The organism is Marinomonas sp. KMM3893 (genome assembly GCF_004352855.1).
Classification (GTDB): domain Bacteria; phylum Pseudomonadota; class Gammaproteobacteria; order Pseudomonadales; family Marinomonadaceae; genus Marinomonas; species Marinomonas arenicola.
Genome location: NZ_SJSC01000004.1, coordinates 51,348 through 70,527, shown reverse-complemented (window position 1 = coordinate 70,527; position 19,180 = coordinate 51,348). Strand labels below are relative to the sequence as shown.

At 42.7% G+C, this 19,180-nt stretch carries 14 protein-coding genes and 2 tRNA genes; 8 read left to right on the top strand and 8 right to left on the bottom strand.

Annotated elements, in window-relative coordinates; genetic code table 11:
• Position 1 precedes the first annotated feature (1 nt).
• Positions 2-2,059: a TonB-dependent receptor gene (locus tag E0D71_RS11220; RefSeq protein ID WP_133003401.1), complete on the top strand. Its 2,058-nt coding sequence runs from the start codon at positions 2-4 to the stop codon at positions 2,057-2,059.
• 554 nt (positions 2,060-2,613) lie between these two features.
• Here the strand turns inward: E0D71_RS11220 and E0D71_RS11215 are convergent.
• Positions 2,614-2,689 (bottom strand) — tRNA-Val (locus E0D71_RS11215).
• A 269-nt stretch (positions 2,690-2,958) separates the two neighbouring features.
• Positions 2,959-3,035 (bottom strand) — tRNA-Asp (locus E0D71_RS11210).
• Positions 3,036-4,650: 1,615 nt separating this feature from the next.
• Between E0D71_RS11210 and E0D71_RS11205 the strand changes: the two genes are divergently transcribed.
• From E0D71_RS11205 to E0D71_RS11175, 7 genes are all read left to right on the top strand, one after another.
• Positions 4,651-5,658, top strand: coding sequence for a LacI family DNA-binding transcriptional regulator (locus E0D71_RS11205; protein ID WP_133003400.1), 1,008 nt, complete (start codon positions 4,651-4,653; stop codon positions 5,656-5,658).
• 326 nt (positions 5,659-5,984) lie between these two features.
• Positions 5,985-7,040: a sugar ABC transporter substrate-binding protein gene (locus E0D71_RS11200; RefSeq protein ID WP_133003399.1), complete on the top strand. Its 1,056-nt coding sequence runs from the start codon at positions 5,985-5,987 to the stop codon at positions 7,038-7,040.
• Between the two features lie 82 nt (positions 7,041-7,122).
• Positions 7,123-7,941 (top strand): ATP-binding cassette domain-containing protein, encoded by an 819-nt coding sequence (locus tag E0D71_RS11195; protein WP_133003398.1) that lies wholly within the window; start codon positions 7,123-7,125, stop codon positions 7,939-7,941.
• Complete coding sequence (locus tag E0D71_RS11190; RefSeq protein ID WP_165942989.1) at positions 7,938-9,197, top strand: sugar ABC transporter permease; 1,260 nt, start codon at positions 7,938-7,940, stop codon at positions 9,195-9,197. The genes E0D71_RS11195 and E0D71_RS11190 overlap by 4 nt, the downstream gene beginning before the upstream one ends.
• 22 nt (positions 9,198-9,219) lie before the next feature.
• Positions 9,220-9,951 (top strand): SDR family oxidoreductase, encoded by a 732-nt coding sequence (locus tag E0D71_RS11185; protein ID WP_133003397.1) that lies wholly within the window; start codon positions 9,220-9,222, stop codon positions 9,949-9,951.
• 11 nt (positions 9,952-9,962) lie between these two features.
• Complete coding sequence (locus E0D71_RS11180) at positions 9,963-11,603, top strand: FGGY-family carbohydrate kinase (RefSeq protein ID WP_207923379.1); 1,641 nt, start codon at positions 9,963-9,965, stop codon at positions 11,601-11,603.
• Positions 11,604-11,605: 2 nt separating this feature from the next.
• Positions 11,606-12,316: an HAD family phosphatase gene (locus tag E0D71_RS11175; protein ID WP_165942988.1), complete on the top strand. Its 711-nt coding sequence runs from the start codon at positions 11,606-11,608 to the stop codon at positions 12,314-12,316.
• 349 nt (positions 12,317-12,665) lie between these two features.
• On the opposite strand, the gene E0D71_RS11170 is transcribed toward E0D71_RS11175, so the two are convergent.
• The 6 genes from E0D71_RS11170 to E0D71_RS11145 all read right to left on the bottom strand — a co-directional run bounded on the left by E0D71_RS11170 (position 12,666) and on the right by E0D71_RS11145 (position 19,150).
• On the bottom strand, positions 12,666-13,712 hold the full coding sequence (locus tag E0D71_RS11170; RefSeq protein WP_133003395.1) for an aldo/keto reductase: 1,047 nt from the start codon (positions 13,710-13,712) through the stop codon (positions 12,666-12,668).
• 42 nt (positions 13,713-13,754) lie between these two features.
• Positions 13,755-14,393, bottom strand: a complete 639-nt coding sequence (locus E0D71_RS11165) for a dihydroxyacetone kinase subunit L (protein WP_133003394.1) — start codon at positions 14,391-14,393, stop codon at positions 13,755-13,757.
• A 5-nt stretch (positions 14,394-14,398) separates the two neighbouring features.
• Positions 14,399-15,406, bottom strand: coding sequence for a dihydroxyacetone kinase subunit DhaK (locus E0D71_RS11160; RefSeq protein WP_133003393.1), 1,008 nt, complete (start codon positions 15,404-15,406; stop codon positions 14,399-14,401).
• Between the two features lie 16 nt (positions 15,407-15,422).
• The gene (locus tag E0D71_RS11155; protein WP_207923378.1) at positions 15,423-16,463 is read right to left on the bottom strand and encodes an ABC transporter permease; all 1,041 of its coding nucleotides are present in this window, start codon (positions 16,461-16,463) and stop codon (positions 15,423-15,425) included.
• 17 nt (positions 16,464-16,480) lie between these two features.
• Complete coding sequence (locus tag E0D71_RS11150; RefSeq protein ID WP_133003392.1) at positions 16,481-18,028, bottom strand: sugar ABC transporter ATP-binding protein; 1,548 nt, start codon at positions 18,026-18,028, stop codon at positions 16,481-16,483.
• Positions 18,029-18,133: 105 nt separating this feature from the next.
• Positions 18,134-19,150 carry a substrate-binding domain-containing protein gene (locus tag E0D71_RS11145; RefSeq protein WP_207923377.1) on the bottom strand — a complete coding sequence of 339 codons (1,017 nt, stop codon included), beginning with the start codon at positions 19,148-19,150 and terminating at the stop codon, positions 18,134-18,136.
• Positions 19,151-19,180: the final 30 nt, after the last annotated feature.

Here is a 19,180-nt window from a genome sequence, read left to right as displayed (position 1 = left end):
TATGCACCACTCAAAAAAGTCATTTTCAAAAGCCCTTCCAAGTGACTTAAGTCGCATCGCTATTGCTGTGATCAGTGTCAATGCAGCGATTATTTCGCCAAACCTGTTAGCTGAAGACTCAAAGACTTTACCAAACTTAATTGTAAGCGGTGAAAAGGTTGATAAAGATATCAAGGACACTACAACAGCCGTCACCGTTTTTAGCGAAGAAAACTATGAAAGTGGTGAGGTGAAAGAAGTAAATGAGATTGCAGTACAAGCCCCCAATGTCACCTCTGCCGGGTTCGGCACCATCAACATCCGAGGCATTAATGGTGCTGGTGCCGCGACTGGAGCTGAAGCATACGCCACAGGAAGCAAACCACGCATAGCAACGACTGTTGATGGCGTAACAGAAGCTTGGGGGGGATACAATTATACTCCAGCAGGACTTTGGGACGTGCAATCTGTTGAAGTGCTTCGCGGCCCACAATCAACCTCTCAAGGAACCAATGCGATTGGTGGTGCCGTTGTCATTAAAACTAATGACCCAAGCTTCACGCCAGAAAGCGCCGTACGTCTAGGTCTAGAGCAATACGATAACGATAACCTAAAATACAACCTGGCCGGCATGAATTCTGGGGCACTAATTGATGATGAGCTTGCGTACCGGATAACTTTTAGCGGTACAAAAGGTGAAGGCTGGATGAATTACGACACTTCATCAGTTACTGATGCACCAGATTTAAATGATTCAGAATCAACTAGCTTTCAAGGTAAATTACTTTGGACCCCTTCAAACATAAAGGGTTTGACTGCAAAATTAAATATCAGCCATAGAGAAAATGAAGGCGAATACCTCTCTTGGGCGAGCGACACCTCAACCCAAACACTGGATCTAGACGGCGATAACACACGCATACAAGACTCCACGGTTGATACGGTCTCTTTTGATATTGACTATCAAATCTCGGATACCGTGAAAAACATTTTACAAGTCAGTTATAGCAAGCAAGATTCCTATTTTGAACAATATTCAAGCGTCACAAATGTAAAAAGAACCGAAGAAACCATGGCGCTGGAAAACAGAGTTCTGTTCACTCCCTCAAATTCTAAAATAACAAGTTTACTCGGCTTCTATGCCGCGCAAACTGATACCACTTTGGATGTAGAAACAAGCTGGGCAACGCATGCATACCTTGGTGATGGAACCACTAAGACAGTCGCTCTTTTTGGAGAAACCTCTTACGACATCAGTGATAAACTCACCGTCACCGCTGGTGGTCGTATTCATAATGAAACGCAAGATAGAGCATTGGTAAAAACTAATGGCATCGGCGTTGAGACGGACCTAGACCAAGATACGACGGAAACGGAATTTCTTCCAAGCTTGAGCACCACTTACGATATATCGAAAACAACGACCTTAGGGGCTTCCGTCCGTCGCGGATACAATTCAGGTGGCACGGGACTCGACTTCAGCAATAATTATTTCACATACGATAAAGAAGAAGTAACGGCTTACGAACTTAGCAGCAAAAGCAGGTTCAATAACATATCTGTAAACGCCAGTGTTTTTTATAACGATTATTCAGGTTATCAAGCGGCTGAAAATGGTCATATTTACAACCTGGAAGGTGTATATACCTATGGCGCAGAATTAGAAGTCGTTGCGCAAATCAATCCAGACCTTGAGATAAATGGCTCTATAGGCACGCTAAAAACGAAAATTAACGAAACCAGCAGCGATACATCTGACTGGGATGGTAATGAAGTAACTTACGCACCAGATCTAAACCTTGGCTTAGGCTTTACCCAGTTTGTGGGTGAGCATTGGTCATTTGGAGCAGACGCAACCTACGTGAGCGAGTATTACTCCGATCTTGATAATGACGAAGAGTATACCGCTGGCGACTATATTGTTACCAATACCCGCATAAAATATGAACTAGATAATCTCACTATAGATGCTTATATCAAAAACATTACCAATGAGGACATTGTGTACCTGAGCAGAAGCACAACTTCTTCGATTGGACAATCTAGAACTATTGGAATAAGCGCCACTTACAGGATGTAAGCAACAACACCTCATAAAGCATTAGAAGTGTGATAAAGATAGAAAACTGTGAGCCATTCAAAATGGCCACAGTTTTTTATTATCCAGCTGGGATTACACGATTAAAGAGTGTTTTTTAACAACTTAAAACGAAGTATCTAAACGACCAGGGCTCTACTAGTCACCCGCCACCACCTCTCGAGCACTTTGTCTTGCCTGTGCCAGAAAAGGTGAGCAAAGGAAGTCATTGTGCTTTTCAATGCGTAAACCGTGCTCTTACCGTGACATTAGCTAGGCGTTAGGTGTTGATGTAACGACAATAAGAACAAGGCACGACTAAGCATCAACTCATCCAAATAAGCTTGAAGTTATGCAGATAAAGAAAAATACAATTTAGATACATGAAGATAGATTGGCTACAGATGTGGTTAATAATTAGCCATATGGAAATTTTTTTTAAAATATTAGTGAGTATTTATGGAATATCAGGAAAGATAAGATTTATAAAGTTATAAAAATAGAAATTACGAGAAGCTATATAAACAAGGAGATTGAAAGACGGAACGAAGAATAAATGGTGGGTGTGGAGAGGTTCGAACTCCCGACATTCGCCTTGTAAGGGCGACGCTCTCCCAACTGAGCTACACACCCGCTTTACTTAAAAAAAGCAAAGTAGTTTTACATCGTCGTAGATGTGGAGTTTTGAACTCCCGGTGTTTTGCGCCTTGCTAGGAAACGAATCTCCCAACTGAGCTACACACCCGCTTTACTTAAAAAGCAAAGTAGTTTTACATCGTCGTAGATGTGGAGTTTTGAACTCCCGGTGTCTTGCGCCTTGCTAGGAAACGAATCTCCCAACTGAGCTACACACCCATCATAATGATGGTATTTCTTTACCAACTTACCCTATCAAAAGTAATTGGCGGAATGGACGGGACTCGAACCCGCGACCCCCTGCGTGACAGGCAGGTATTCTAACCAACTGAACTACCACTCCAACACAATCTAAAACTCTTGCTTATCTTTCAATAAGCCCACTGTTTAGTAAGTGGTGGGTGTGGAGAGGTTCGAACTCCCGACATTCGCCTTGTAAGGGCGAAAAAGTTAAGATATTTCATCCAACACCAAATGACCTTAAGTGATGATATACAATAAAACCCTTATAAATCAACAATAATTTTTTATTTTTCTTCATTTCATTACGTTAATCTAGAATGGATAAGGTAAAAACCTGAAAAAATCATAAAAAATTGGTCACATACTTTCTACTAAATCTACCCATCAAAAAAATCGCTGGATGACCTTCGCTTCAAGACGGTGCGTATAATACATCAACAGAAAGTATTGTCTAATCTTTTTTGAAAAAAATAATCTGTCTAAATTACACCCTACATTCAACCCCATGTCAGATAGTCTATAGACTGTTCAACTAGCAACATCTTGCTATGTTGCTATGTTGCTATGTTGCTATGTTGCTATGTTGCTATGTTGCTATGTTGCTATGTTGCTATGTTGCTATGTTGCTATGTTGCTATGTTGCTATGTTGCTATGTTGCTATGTTGCTAGAAAAGAAAATTAGGCCCACAGTAGAAAACAACAAATAAACTATTTAAATGAAACGATTTATGGAAAAATCATTCCCTTGAAAGGATTTTAAGCTAAAGACTTACTGTATGACCTTACCCCCCCTCGTTTGACAGAGCTATTACAGAACATCTATATGTAGTGGCATAGTGAATATGATCACTCTTATAGAAAAAAGGTCTGGACCACTAGCGAATTTCAAACCCATTGACGCCGATAGAATATAAAAGACTGACCTATAGACAATGTACGTTCTGCTAACTCTTGCAGCTCATGGCTACACTTATGATGGTGACACTCTTAGTGTGTGCTCGTTTAAAATTGAGTATTAAGAACGAAAGTTTAAAGGAGGTGTAACTCGTCCATATGTGATGCTAAGCAATCACTTCTAGTTAGAGAAACTTTTATTATAAATTCACACAGTGAGCAGAGCTTCTCATCCGAATAAAATTGCGAGAGAGCACCAACCCCACCTAACAGATAACAGATAACAAATAGGCTTATTTAGAATACAAAACGTGATTGTTTACCACAAAAAATCAACTACTCTCTTTATCCTTTCCTTAGTATGCATAATTGATTCTGGTGATTAACCGTCTAAAACCAGTGCAGTTTTTATGATCCAGGACTTCCATTTTCCATTAACACCAAACACTTCCTAATTGATGACCCCTTTCAGTCAACTCTTCAATTTCAGTCTGTCGTTTACAGAAACTCTTATTAAAAAGATTGAAGAAATCAACGCCTAAAACATGTGCCCTTAAGTCCTATATGTATTTTTCTTTATGATCTGGATAAAAAATCTGTACACAAAAGACTACTACTTTTTTATAGATCACCTCACCTAAAGACCTTTTAAAACAAAGGTAAAAGCGATCCGTAAAGGTAATTGAAATGTTTTGTAAAAATCAGCTCTCTCAAATATCTACTGTTAAACGTTTAACAAAGACTTGAATGGACGCTATATGATCTGTTAGCCTAATCTCAAGTTAAACGTTTAACTATAAATATAAAAGGTACGTTAACAATGAGAAAGCCGTCTATTCGTGACGTAGCTAAGTTGGCTGAAGTTTCCACCGCGACTGTTTCAAATGTCTTTTCAGGTAAGAAACCAGTTAATGATGCACTTAAGACACGAGTTCAATTTGCAGCAGACCAACTCGGTTATCAAATGGACCGTGCTGCCTCTCAACTACGCTCTCAACGTAATAAGGTGATTACTGTATTGGTGCCTAATATTACCGATACATTCTTTGCCACCATTGTTTCCCATCTTGAAAACCTTGCTTTTGAACATGGATATGATGTGATTGTAGCCAGTTCCCATGACCGTGAAGATGTAGAGTCTTCACGCATCAAAGCTTTAATGAGTTGGCGCCCTGCTGGCATGATCGCCATTCCATGCGCAGGCCAATTATCCGAAGCTCTTCTAACACTAAAGAATCGCTGCCCTACTGTGCTAATTGACCGTGTATCTATTCATTCAACACCTTTTGATACTGTCACCATCGACAACCACGCCGCAGGTGAACTAGCCTGTCAACATCTTGTAGATGCAGGCCATAAAAACATTCTTATTGCAGCATCTAATTTATCTTTCCCCCCTATTCGTGAGCGTGTTGAAGGTACCTATAACGTTCTAAAACAATCTCAGTTAGGACACCCTCATGTAATTGAACTAGGTTCAGAACTAGGGCTCGGTTCGTCAAAAATAACTCAGTGGCTAATTACTCACCCCAAGCCAACAGCCATTTTTGCTTTAACCAACGTCACGACACTTAGCACTCTCACTGCACTTGCAGAACTCAATATCAAAGTTGGGGAAGATATTTCATTAGTGGCATTCGATGATTACGCTTGGATGTCCGCGCGCAGCACCAGTTTAACCGCTATTCGTCAGCCAGTAGAGTTAGTGGCTGCCAGCGCTTGGTCAAAACTATTAGAGCGTATCGAGTCTGAGCGTCAAAACGCCGACCCACAAGCTACGGTACTGAATACCTGCTTAGTTCAACGTCATTCAGTGAAAAGTATTTGATATACAAACACGCTCGTAAGCAGGATTTTCAAAGGAAATCCTATTTTTGACAACGTGCCATTAAATTAGGAGGCCAAGATGTAGAGTTAATAGAGAATTATAAAAATAAGTTATACCAATATATTAACCCAACACCTTAGCATAGGTTAAAGCTCAATTAAGATGTCTAACCGCCTTTATTGCTGTTACAGCAACAATAGAGACAACACTAGTGTATTACATCCAAGCTTTATAACCAATAACCCCAAGGTGAGGCCAGAAAGCATCAATCTATTATGGATTGTAAAGGGTAATTTTACCCTAATTTTTAAATCGGAGTGTCAGTAATGAAATCTATAGCTATAAAAACAATCGGTTTTACTACGCTTGTCGCCACAGCTGGGCTGTTTGCAGCACAAACTCAAGCTAACTCAACTGTCGCCTTTTTGATGCCTGACCAGGCGTCAACTCGATATGAAGAACATGATTTCCCCGGTTTCAAAACCACTATGAACAAACTTTGTACAGACTGTACACTAATATATCAAAATGCTAATGGTGATGTATCGTTACAGCAACAGCAATTCAACTCAGTAATCACACAAGGAGCCAAGGTTATTGTGCTGGATCCTGTTGATTCCAGTGCTGCAGCCTCCTTGGTAAACCTGGCTCAAAGCCAGGGTGTAAAAGTTATTGCCTATGATCGCCCTATTCCAGATAAAGCCGCTGATTTTTATGTTTCTTTTGATAACAAAGGAATTGGTAAGGCCATTGCCGAGAGTTTAATTCAACACCTGGAAAAAGAAGGGATTCCAAAAGATAAAGGTGGGGTTCTACAAATTAATGGCTCTCCTACTGATGCAGCTGCAGGATTAATCCGTGATGGAATAGATGATGGCTTAGATAACAGTGGCTATTCCACCATCGCAGAATATGACACTCCAGACTGGGCGCCACCAAAAGCACAAACCTGGGCGAATGGTCAAATTGCGCGTTTCGGCTCTGATATTATAGGTATTGTTGCTGCTAATGATGGCACGGCTGGTGGCGCGATCGCCGCCCTAAAAGCAGCTGGTGTTGACCCACTTCCTCCAGTTACTGGGAATGATGCCACTATAGCTGCACTGCAATTGATTATTGCTGGCGATCAATACAATACCATTTCTAAGCCCTCTGAAATCGTCGCTGCCGCTGCAGCTAATGTGGTAGTACAGATGTTAAATGGTGTTAAACCTGTAGCCAAAACAACGCTGTACAACACACCTTCTGAATTATTTGTTCCTGAAGTAGTGACTCGTGAAAATATCAAAGAAATTATCTTTGATAGTGGTGTCACTTCCGCAGACGATGTGTGCACTGGGCGCTATATCGCCGGCTGTAAAGAACTTGGTATCTTGCGCTAAGTCGCACTGATTATTTTAATAACCTGCCACTCACCATTCTGTGAGTGGCATCTTTCCTAACTAATATTTAGTGGAGAAGATCATGTCTTCCAATACTTCTGCACGCTCAGAAGGGCCTCAGCCTATCTTGAGTCTGCGTAAAGTGTCTAAAAACTTTGGAGCAGTTGCAGCCCTCACCGACATAGATTTGGATGTTTTTCCAGGTGAAGTGGTAGCCCTAGTTGGAGATAACGGCGCTGGCAAATCAACCCTTATTAAAACCTTAGCTGGTGCCCACTCACCCACCTCTGGGTCGATCCTTTTTGAAGGAAAAGAAGTCTCTATGAATGGACCAAGCGACGCACTAGACCTGGGAATTGCAACCGTTTTCCAAGACCTTGCCCTCTGTGAAAACTTAGATGTAGTAGCCAATATCTTTTTGGGTCAAGAAAAGAGCGCATTGCACTTAGATGAAACCACCATGGAAGTCACCTCGTGGACATTACTAAACGAGTTAGCCGCTCGTATTCCTAGTGTACGCGATGTGGTGGCATCACTGTCGGGGGGACAGCGACAAACCGTTGCAATTGCACGATCACTGCTATCAAACCCTAAAATAATAATGCTGGATGAGCCCACTGCGGCATTGGGTGTCGCTCAAACAGCTGAGGTTCTGAATTTAGTGGAGCGAGTAAAAGCGAAAGGCCTAGGCGTCATTATGATTTCTCATAACATGCAAGACGTTCGAGCGATAGCTGATCGTATTGTGGTCTTACGCCTAGGAAAGAACAATGGAGTATTTGATGTAAGTGCATCAAACGAAGCCTTAATCGGCGCCATTACAGGCGCTACAGACAATGCGGTATCAAGAAGAGCAAAACGCTTAGCAGAAGCAGAGACTAAAACCGAGGAACAAGCATGAGTGATTCAATGCATAAACCCAATGATAGCAATGCACTACTAGATCGCAGTGATATACGCGTCACCCACTCTAACAGTATTGCAGACAGCCTAAAAGCGTCGATCAACAGGGTTAAATCAGGTGACCTTGGGTCCTTGCCCGTGATAATTGGCCTAGTGTTAATTTGGGGGATTTTTACCGTAATTAATCCAATATTCTTGTCCCCAAATAATCTTGTGAACCTATTGTTTGACTGTTCAACCGTTGGCATTATCGCACTAGGTATTGTATGTGTCTTAATGTTAGGGGAAATAGACCTTTCCGTTGGCTCTATGAGTGGTGTGGGGTCAGCCTTACTGGGCGTTCTGTGGGTTAATCAAGGATGGCCACTGGCCTTAGCCATTGGGGCAAGTTTGTGTGTTGGTGCTATGATGGGCTTCGCTTATGCTTTTTTGCGTACCAAATTTGGTATGCCTAGCTTTGTATCTACCTTAGCAGGCTTATTAGCACTACTTGGTTTTCAACTTTTTCTTCTAGGTTCTACCGGCTCTATAAACTTACCATACGGCTCATCCATGGTAGATTTTGGTCAATTGATGATCATGCCAGCTTGGGCAGCTCATTTCTTTGCGTTAATCCCAGGTGTCGTGATCGTAGTCATGGGTGCGCGAATTCGTGACAAGCGTCAATCAGCTAACCTTTCAGCTAAAAGCCTCACTAGCATAATTGTCAAAGCCTTATTGGTTACTTTCGCACTACAAGCGGTAGCATTCTACTTAAATCAATCCCGTGGTGTGCCTTGGATGTTTGGCCTATTTATTCTTTTGGTTATTCTGATGAATTATGCCCTTACACGAACGAAATGGGGGCGGTATATGTTTGCAGTTGGCGGCAACGCTGAAGCAGCCCGCCGCGCAGGCATTAATGTTAAAGCGATTTACATTAGTGCATTTGTTTTATGCTCATCTTTAGCCGCTCTGGGAGGCGTTTTGGCAGCATCACGTTTAGCCTCAGCAAGCCAACAAGCAGGAACTGGAGATGTTAATTTGAACGCCATTGCTGCCGCAGTCATCGGTGGCACTAGCTTGTTCGGCGGTCGAGGCTCTGCATGGTCTGCCTTACTAGGGATTATTGTTATTCAATCAATTGCCAACGGCTTAACCTTGCTAAATTTATCATCCTCTCACCGCTACATGATCACAGGTGCAGTGCTAGCCATTGCCGTCATTGTTGACAGCTTAGCCCGTCAAAGCCGTGTTTCTCACGGTAAAGCATAACATTATCGTTAAGGAGTATTATATGAATAGCAATTTACAGGGCAAATTCATCGCAATAACAGGGGCAGCATCAGGCATTGGTTTATCCTGCGCGAAGGCTTTTATTGCCGAAGGTGCCAACGTTGTATTGATTGACCGCTCAGCAAGTGCATTGGAAAGTGTTTGTACGGAATTAGGCAGCAAAGCCATTCCCTTGGTCATTGACTTAATGGAAACAGATGAAGTGGACTTTCTATTAGAACGAATTTTGGCATTAACCGAAGGACGTTTACACGTCTTTCATGCCAATGCTGGCAGTTATGTCGGCGGTGTTTTCGTCGATGGCAATCCAAATGAATGGGATCGTATGCTGAACCTAAACATCAATTCGGTGTTTCGATCTATACACTCCGTACTACCACATATGATTGCTCAAAAAGGCGGTGACATCATCGTTACCAGCTCTATTGCGGGCTTAGTGCCTGTTGTATGGGAGCCAATTTATACGGCATCAAAACATGCGATCCAAGCATTTGTTCATACTTTACGCCGTCAGCTAAGTGTTCATTCTATTCGAGTTGGCGCAGTAGCGCCTGGCCCAGTTGTTACTTCTTTATTAGACGATTGGCCTGCCGAAAAAATGGAGGAAGCATTGGAAAATGGTAGCCTAATGCAGCCAGAAGTAGTTGCGGATTCTGTTGTTTTCATGCTGACACGACCTGCTAATGTCACCATTCGCGATCTAGTTATTTTACCTAACAGTGTTGATTTATAAGGGAAGATAAAATGATGAGTAAACAAATTCATAACACAGCTTCCTGTTATTTAGTTGGCGTTGACGTTGGTACGGGCAGCGTTCGTGCTGGCTTGTTTGATTTGCAAGGAACCTTGCTACATACTTCAAAACAAAATATTGTGACCTACCAAGACAGGGATGCTCGATATGAACAGTCTTCAGACAACATATGGCAAGCAGTTTGTACATGTGTGCAAAACGTCGTCTCGATGTCAGGCTTGCCCTTGGAATCCATCATCGGGTTATCTTTCGATGCGACCTGCTCCTTAGTAGTTCTAGGAGAAAACCATCAGCCTTTGTCTGTGGGTGAGCATGGCATTGCCGATCGTAATGTGATTGTTTGGATGGATCAAAGAGCAATAGAGCAAGCGCAAGCTATCAATGAGCTAGGACATACAGTTCTAAATTATGTAGGTAACCGCATTTCACCAGAAATGGAAACACCAAAATTACTCTGGTTAAAAGCGCATTTACCTGAAACTTATCATAACGCCCACCATTTTTTTGATTTGACAGATTACCTTACGTTTCGTGCTTCTGGCTCTCAGGCTAGATCCATTTGCACCCTAGTGTGCAAATGGACTTATCTAGCACATGAAAAACGCTGGGATAACTCTTACTTTGAAGCAATTGGTTTAGGGGAATTAGCAGCAGATCAATTTGCCAAAATTGGCAAAAAAGTCGTCGCCCCAGGTACCGCCTTAGGCCAAGGCCTAACTGCTTCTGCGGCCAAAGAACTTGGCTTAAACACAGGTATTGCTGTCGCTGCTGGTTTAATTGATGCGCATGCTGGTGGCGTAGGGTCTGTGGGTGCTTTGACTAAAACAGGCACATCAACCCCGGAAGATTGTTTGGCTTACGTTTTTGGCACCTCCGCTTGTACATTAACAACTTCTAGCAATGCGGTGACCGTTCCCGGTGTTTGGGGGCCGTATTTTTCCGCTATGATACCCGGCATGTGGCTTAACGAAGCTGGACAGTCCGCGGCAGGAGCTGCCATAGACCATTTAGTGTTAATGCATCCAGCGTCTGCAGAAGCGACCCTATTGGCAAAAGATGCTGCTACACCATTAACTGCCTGGCTATCCAAACAGACTAAAAGCCAAATTACCAATCTTAGCGATGCGGTCAATTTGGCCCAAAACGTCCATGTAGTACCTGAATTTCTAGGGAACCGTGCACCATTTGCTGATCCCAATGCCCGAGCTATTATTGCGGGCTTAAGTATGGAGAAATCCATCGACAGTTTGATCACCTTTTATATTGCAGGCATTTGCGGTATCGCCTATGGATTACGACAGATCATAGAAGTACAAGCCGCAGAAGGTCTGAATATTCATCGAATAGTTATTAGTGGTGGGGCCGGCCAAGACCCCTTGATAAGACAACTTATAGCTGATGCCACTGGCAAAGAAGTAATTGCACCCCATACTGATGAACCTGTCCTATTAGGCACAGCTATGCTGGCGGCCGTTGCCGCAGGGGCATATGCAGATTTAAACCTCGCAATGCAGTCAATGTCATCGTTTGGAGGTAGCTATTTACCCGCGACTTCAGCAAACATTGTACAACGGCATGAATCCCGATTTCTTGCCTTTACCAAATTACAAACTATGGCAAGGGAGTTATAAGTGTGTTGGAACAAGCAGGGCATCCAGTATCTAAGCAACAAACCGCTTTAGAATTGATTATTTTTGATTGTGATGGAGTATTAGTGGATAGCGAAGTGCTATCCATTGATGCCTTGCATCGCTTAATCCTCTCCGAAGGAGGCAAGCTTACTAAAGACGAAGTGATTGTTCAGTTTCAGGGACGAAGCATGAAGTCAGCTAGAGAGGAATTGTTTGCCTCGCAGGGTGTGGAGTTGACCCCAGCAGCACTAAACGCAATGAACAAAGACTTATTCGCTCAATTTTATCAAGAACTTCAGCCCATCCCAGGTATTGAAGATTTTATCGAACACCTCTCCTTGCCCTACTGTGTAGCATCTTCTTCTCATCCAGAGCGAATCAATGTTAGCCTTACAGCCACTCGTTTGAACACCTATTTTTCTGGTAAGGTATTTTCATCAACCATGGTAAAAAATGGCAAACCAGCTCCAGATCTATTCTTGCTAGCTGCACAGAAAATGGGGGTTCCAGCCAATACAACCCTTGTAATTGAAGATAGTCCAGCGGGTATTCAAGCTGCAAAACGGGCTGGCATGCTAAGTATTGGCCTTATCGCAGGAGCCCACGCCCAACACCCTAGTCACAAACAGAAACTGATCGATGCCGGAGCAGACTGTGTAGTCGATAGCTATGAAGGAGTCTTGAAGTTCATAAATGAAATGGCAAGCTATTAGGACACTAATATATGAATTCTATTATTAATAGGCGAGACTGAGAAATGGGTTAAGATTAGTCCATCTTTTTCAACTCACTCTTGATAAATCGATCCAATCAAAAGTGAGTATCTGAAAAAAGAAGAGTATCTGTTAAAAGTCACTTGAGTGGCTGGAAGACAATCTATAAAAGTTTAGCTAAAGACAATATCAAGTAGTCCAATCTCATTCAAATCGATCAAGTTGTTTATTGAAAATAAACTATTCAGTTTTTTAAACCGAATAGTTTAACTTGTTCTCAAATTACTTAACGAAACTCTCCTCATTAGAAAATACGCCAGAGTGTCTGTCATACTCACAGATAGGATAATCAGAAAGCTCCTGCTCCTGCGAGGTCAGGCATTCCAAATCGCGAAGTCGCGAATTGCGATTGATGCCAAAGTGGATAAATTTGTGGTGGGCGACTAACTTCATCAAGACGCATTAAGTCTTCCGTACTTAAATGTAAATCTAAAGCTCGAAAATTGTTCTCGAATTGCTTCACCGAAGTACCACCAACAATCAAAGATGCAATCGCAGGGCGAGAAAGAGTCCAAGCCAAAGCAACCTGAGCAGCTTCGACCCTGTGCACAGATGCGATATCTATCAGAGTATCTACGATGCGCCATAAACGATCTTGGTCACGAATTGGAGGCTCACTCCACCCTTTAGACTGACGACTACCAGGCGCGACTGGATTTTCGCGGGTATGTTTACCACTAAGCAGGCCAGCAGCTAATGGACTCCAAACAGTAACACCAATTCCTTGATCTATTGAAAGAGGTAAAAGTTCATATTCAGCCTCTCGCGCTTCAAGTGTGTAATGTATTTGCTGGGTAACAAAGCGCTGAAGTTTTTTTTGTTCAGAAGCCATCAAAGATTTCATAATCTGCCAACCAGTATAGTTGGAACACCCCGCATATCGGATTTTGCCTTGACGTACGAGTGTATCAAGAGCTTCCATAGTCTCTTCAACCGGTGTTTGTCCATCCCATTCATGGATATGGTATATATCTATATGATCCCGCCCCAACCTCTTCAAAGAACGCTCACACTCACGAATTAAATGCCATCGGCTCGCTCCCTCGTCATTTGGCCCATCTCCTATTTTCATGCGAGCTTTGGTCGACACCAAAATATCTGCGCTGCGCCCAACAAGCACTTCACCAACAATTTCCTCTGCCAAACCCGTTGAGTACATATTAGCAGTATCAATCAAATTGACACCGTGATCTATACAGCAATCCATCAATCGTGACGCTTCTTTAGTTCCTTGAGATGCTATAGCCGCGAATGGCCCAGCCCCACCAAATGAAAAAGTCCCCATCGATAAAGCTGAAACCTTCAATCCGCTTTGCCCAAGTGTTCGATACTGCATAATAATTCTCCCTATACACTTTCAATTTGAGAAAGCTTGAATTCAAACTTCACAAATAAAATCAGCCATCGTTTTAACTAAAATAACAGCTACCGTACTTCCTGCATCTTGGACACCTCGGCTTTTTTCCTGAAAAGCTGCGGCTTTACCATGCTGTGCCACTAACCCCTTGGTAACCTCAAGGGCTTCGACTGCACTTACATACGCACTGTTCAATGCATCAGGCAAAGCCGTATCCGTTTTCGCTTGTATCATCATGGTTTCAGCAATCGGATGTAATACATCAACGACCGTCTTATCGCCAAGTTGCACACGGCCACGTTGCGCCACCCCATCTCGAAATGCTACCCAAAACTCGGCAAGTTTCACTGTTCCTAATGTCTCACATCCTTTAGTTACACCAGACCCACGCATGAACCCGGTCGCCATAAGCGTTCCCATTGTTGATGGCGCTGCACGGGCAATTGCTACCCCTGCTGTTTTAAACTGGGTTTCTATATCTGCATTTTCAAGTTCTAAAACAGCAGCAGCTGCTGCTGCAAACCCCTTTGCCATTGTCAAACCAAGATCACTGTCACCAACTTTGCTATCAAGCTCAATTAACGCTTCTTTTTGCTCTGCGAAAACTAAGGAAAAGCGTTCGAATAGAGCCGGAATATTGCTAGAAGTAAAATAGTCCATGATACTTATCCTTGACGCTTAATGTGTTTGAAAAATGGTGTGTTTGCGCCTGCAGCGACCAGAGGTTCGAGCTCATCATCTAACTGCATTACAGAAATAGAAGCACCAGCCATTTCCATTGAGGTCGCAAACTCCCCAATGAAAACATGCCTAATTACTGCTCCAGCCTTCTCCAACACTTGAGCAGTACGGCGGTAGATAACATAAAGCTCTTCCAAAGGTGTTGCTCCAAGGCCATTAATCAACACAGCAACGTCTTGTTCTACTTCGTAAGATTGCTCTGCTAGAATACGAACCATCATCTCGTCTACTACTTCGTCTGCTGGTGTCATGTTCTTACGAGTAATTCCATTTTCACCATGAATACCCATACCAATTTCCATTTCATTTTCTCCAAGGTTAAAACTTGGCTTACCAATTTCTGGCACAATACAAGGAGATAAAGCCACACCAATAGTCCGTGTACGCGCACTTGCTTTTTCAGCCAAACGAGCTACCTCATTTAGTGGTTTCATCTGCGCTGCGGCAGCTCCTGCAACTTTGTAAAGAAAGAAAATACCTGCAACTCCACGTCTCTTGTGCTCTTCACCAACAATAGAAGATGCCACATCATCACGCCCAACAACTGTAGCGGTTTTAATACCTTCAAAATCTGCCAATTCACCAGCCATATCGAAATTGATGAGATCACCCGAATAATTACCATAAAGATAAAGAACCCCAGCACCTTGATCTACATACTTTGTTACTTCTAGAACCTGCTCAGACGATGGCGACTGAAAAACTCCGCCAACCCCCGCACCATCTAGCATGTTATCGCCTACATATCCGAGGAACAAAGGTAAGTGTCCAGATCCTCCACCAGTAACTAAGCCGACTTTACCTTTTACCGGTTTCGTCCGTACAAAGCAGCGTAGATCTTCACCCACACTGGTTACTTCTGGATGTGCATGGTAGATACCTTCGAGCATTTCATCGACGAAGTTTTCAGGGTTATTAAGAAATTTTTTCATATGTTTAACTCCAATATTACCGAGCGGACTTACGGTCACGCAGAACAAAAAAGGCCGCAGCCAGAAGAATAAAGGCACCGACAACAACTCGTTGCCACGTACTTGGAATGCCAACTAGAACAAGTACGTTATTAACAACTGTGACAAGCAAAACACCAAGAATGGTCCCAATAACAGATCCAGTACCGCCCGTTATACGGGCCCCCCCTAAAACAACCGCCGCTATGACGCCGATTTCAGTTCCCGCAAAATCAAAAGGGTTGGCCATACGATTTGCAGAAGCTTGAATAATACCTGCTAGTCCAGCTAGCCCTCCGGCGTAGCCGAAAGCAAATACACGCACTTTCCTAAGATCATATCCAAGTCGTTCAGCCACACCAGCGTTGCCGCCCACTGCAAAAATTGCACGCCCCATAAGTGTTCGGTTAAAAATGAACCATGTAGTAAAAGCAGCAATTGGTAATACTAAAAAATATACAGGTAAACTAACGGTAACTCCGTTGTTGGACTCTATGTCTAATAAGGACCATTTTCCAAAATCAGTCATTTGAGATGGCATTTCCATTAACCACACAGTTCCAACAAAAACGAGTAGAATTCCTCGATAAAAGTACTGTGTTCCAATAGTTACAATTAAAGCTGGCACTCTCAAACCATGTACCAAAACACCATTCACAGATCCAAGTATTAGCCCTATCAACACGGATGAAAAAACGATCAAAGCTATCGGCATTTCTGGAAAAACATCGAGTACAAACGTACTCACACCATACATAGCAAGAGCTGCGATTGCAGGAAACGAAATATCAATTCCACCAGCCGCTAAAACAGTAAATACACCAAGAGCAAACAATCCAGTCACCACACTTGCACGCGCGATATCGACTAAAGATGATATCTGCAAAAAAGAAGGATTAATAAAAGAAACCCCAGCAAAAATCACGATGAGTAGAAGTAAACTCACTGTTTCTGGACGCCCTTGAAAGAGCAAAAATCTCCGTTTCCGTTTTAGATGAGGCGAAAAATCGGATTGATTGTCCATTGTTTTATCTGTCATTTTATACACCACCATTTTTATTCTGAGACTTCTAGGGAGCTAGCAAGCATGGATTTATAAATGCGATCATCACTCACCTCTTCAGCATTAAAATTTTCAACGATACACCCTGAATGCATCACAAGAATACGGTCACAGTTTTGTAGTAATTCTGGCAAATCATCGGAGATAATCAACAAGCCAATTCCACGTTCGGCCATTTCTTGAATTGCATGAAAAATAGTCTCTTTTGATCCAACATCCACTCCAACAGTTGGTCCATGCAAGATCAATAACCTCGGATTGATACTAAGCCACCGCCCTATCAAAACTCGTTGCTGATTACCACCGGACAATGCGCTAACAGGTAAATCTAAATTTGTAGTATTAAGTTTCATTTCCGCCGATATTTCACCCGCAGCCGCCCGTCCTTTTTTGTCATCAAGCAAACCAAAACTTCCAGAAATACGATCAAGAATCAAAGGGATTTCATTTTCATAAATAGACTTTTCTATAAACAGACCTTCCGATAAACGGTCTTCTGGTACGTATCCAATACCATATTTGATAGCGTCTTCAGGCGAAGATATACGGACATCTTCTCCCTCAAGCGTCAGCACGCCTTGCTGAATAGGCACATGACCAGCCAAAGCCATAGCAAGCTCATTGCGGCCAGAATCCGACAAACCTGTTACTCCAACAATTTCACCATGTTGAATATTAAAGCTAATATTATGGAAACCATGCCCTGAACCAAGCTCTGTTGCCTCCAATAGCACTGTACCTTTTGGTTTCCCTGTTCTATAGCGGACAGCCTCAATAGATCGCCCAGTCATAAGTTCAGCAAGCTGAAGACGAGTGTAGTTTTCAAGAGCCCCCTGTGCCACGCATAGACCATCACGGAACACTATTGCATCTCCGCCGATCCGGTAGCTTTCTTCAAGTTTGTGGGTTACAAATAAAACGGCAACATTATTATCTAGAAGTCGCCCAACAACTTCGATCAGCACTTCAACTTCGTGTCTAGTCAAAGACGTTGTAGGTTCATCCATAATTACAAGACGTGCTTCTGCGGCAATTGCACGTGCAATTGCAACACGCTGACGGACAGCCAAAGGTAAATCAGCTATAACTTGCCCTAACAGAGATTCGTCTGCTTCCAAGCCCACTTTCTGCAAAGCATCGATGGCGGTTTGCTTGATTTTTTGCTTATTTAGTAAACGAAGCAGCCTTCCTTTTCCAGCGACTAGTTGCTCACCTAACGCTACATTTTCAGCTACTGTAAGGTTAGGTAAGAGCGACAGATCCTGATAAACAGTCTCAATTCCAGCTTCGAGTGCGCTCATCGGTGTCAAACGATTAAGCCGCTCGCCGTCAAGATTAATAACACCTTCCGTTGGATCATGCGCTCCTGACATAATCTTGATTACCGTGCTTTTGCCACAACCATTTTCTCCAAGTAAATGATAAGCCTTACCTTGCTCAATCGTCAGATCGACACCACGTAAAGCCCGGACACCGCCAAAATGTTTGTGAATATTGTTTAGAGACAAAAAAGGCGCATTTTGTAATGGAGTTTTACTCATAGGATTAACCCTCTAAGTAGACGCTTTAGACAGACTAAAGATCTGCCACATATGTAGGTGAAACAGTCGGAGAATTCATCTCCGACTGGACATATCCATCGTTATTTAGAAAAGGTGTTCTTTGTAAGTTTCTTTATCGACAAGGACCATGCCATTACCAACCAAAAGCTTTCCATCACCTGCACCAGGGCGAACAGAAACGTGCTCATATCCCTCAACACCAAGGTTCATACCATCTTCAATCTGTCCGCCTTTAAGTAAAATACGTGCAACTTCGTTCATTGCCATACCGGCTTTTTGAGGGTCCCAGAAACCAATAGCTGTGATAGCTCCACTATCGAGATACGCCGCTGAAGGATTTGGCAACCCTGTTCCGACAAGACAAACTTTACCAGCAAGACCTGCTTCTTCAATCGCACGCCCTACACCAAGAACGTCATTACCCGCAGATGTTTGAAACCCTTTAATATCAGGGTGTTTACGTAGAATTTCTTTAGCCTTCTTGTAGGTACCATTTGCATCATCGAAAGATTCGTTATTCGGATCAACAAGTTTCATTCCAGGATATTTCATCGCATTTTTTTCACCAGCCCCAACCCACTGTAAATGAGTTCGACTACCAAGTGATCCCACAAATGTAGTCCACTTCCCAGCCCCCCCCATACAGTCAGCAAGACGCTCATTTAAAGCAGTTCCATAATCTGTATTATCAAAGGCTTCAACATCGACCATTGTATTAATTTGGTTATCTGCTTCATGTGTCACAACGATTGTTCCACGAGCCATAGCTCGTTTCAAAAGAGCCTCAAGAATTGTGGGATCCATCGGGACAACTGCAAGAGCATCAGTACCTTTAGCAATAAGATCTTGGATTATTTGTAACTGTTGTGCTGAATCTGCTGTTGCGGGACCAACTTGAGATATATTCATTTCAGGGTGCTGCTTAGCATACAACTCAACCCCCGTCTCCATACGGTCAAACCATGGAATACCGCTAATTTTTACAACGGTTGTAATTGTGTTTCCATCTGCAGCAAATGCACTATGACCAGCCATACCCATAGCGGCAGTAAGTAAAGCTAATTTGACTCTTTTATTTAGCGTATTATTTTTATTTTTCATTTCCTTTCTCCTACAATGATCCCTCTTTAA

Excerpts from the sequence above, each read along its gene's own strand:
- E0D71_RS11220 (WP_133003401.1), top strand. The coding sequence starts at position 2 with ATGCACCACTCAAAAAAGTCATTTTCAAAAGCCCTTCCAAGTGACTTA.
- E0D71_RS11205 (WP_133003400.1), top strand. The coding sequence starts at position 4,651 with ATGAGAAAGCCGTCTATTCGTGACGTAGCTAAGTTGGCTGAAGTTTCC.
- E0D71_RS11200 (WP_133003399.1), top strand. The coding sequence starts at position 5,985 with ATGAAATCTATAGCTATAAAAACAATCGGTTTTACTACGCTTGTCGCC.
- E0D71_RS11195 (WP_133003398.1), top strand. The coding sequence starts at position 7,123 with ATGTCTTCCAATACTTCTGCACGCTCAGAAGGGCCTCAGCCTATCTTG.
- E0D71_RS11190 (WP_165942989.1), top strand. The coding sequence starts at position 7,938 with ATGAGTGATTCAATGCATAAACCCAATGATAGCAATGCACTACTAGAT.
- E0D71_RS11185 (WP_133003397.1), top strand. The coding sequence starts at position 9,220 with ATGAATAGCAATTTACAGGGCAAATTCATCGCAATAACAGGGGCAGCA.
- E0D71_RS11180 (WP_207923379.1), top strand. The coding sequence starts at position 9,963 with ATGATGAGTAAACAAATTCATAACACAGCTTCCTGTTATTTAGTTGGC.
- E0D71_RS11170 (WP_133003395.1), bottom strand. The coding sequence starts at position 13,712 with ATGCAGTATCGAACACTTGGGCAAAGCGGATTGAAGGTTTCAGCTTTA.
- E0D71_RS11165 (WP_133003394.1), bottom strand. The coding sequence starts at position 14,393 with ATGGACTATTTTACTTCTAGCAATATTCCGGCTCTATTCGAACGCTTT.
- E0D71_RS11160 (WP_133003393.1), bottom strand. The coding sequence starts at position 15,406 with ATGAAAAAATTTCTTAATAACCCTGAAAACTTCGTCGATGAAATGCTC.
- E0D71_RS11155 (WP_207923378.1), bottom strand. The coding sequence starts at position 16,463 with ATGACAGATAAAACAATGGACAATCAATCCGATTTTTCGCCTCATCTA.
- E0D71_RS11150 (WP_133003392.1), bottom strand. The coding sequence starts at position 18,028 with ATGAGTAAAACTCCATTACAAAATGCGCCTTTTTTGTCTCTAAACAAT.
- E0D71_RS11145 (WP_207923377.1), bottom strand. The coding sequence starts at position 19,150 with ATGAAAAATAAAAATAATACGCTAAATAAAAGAGTCAAATTAGCTTTA.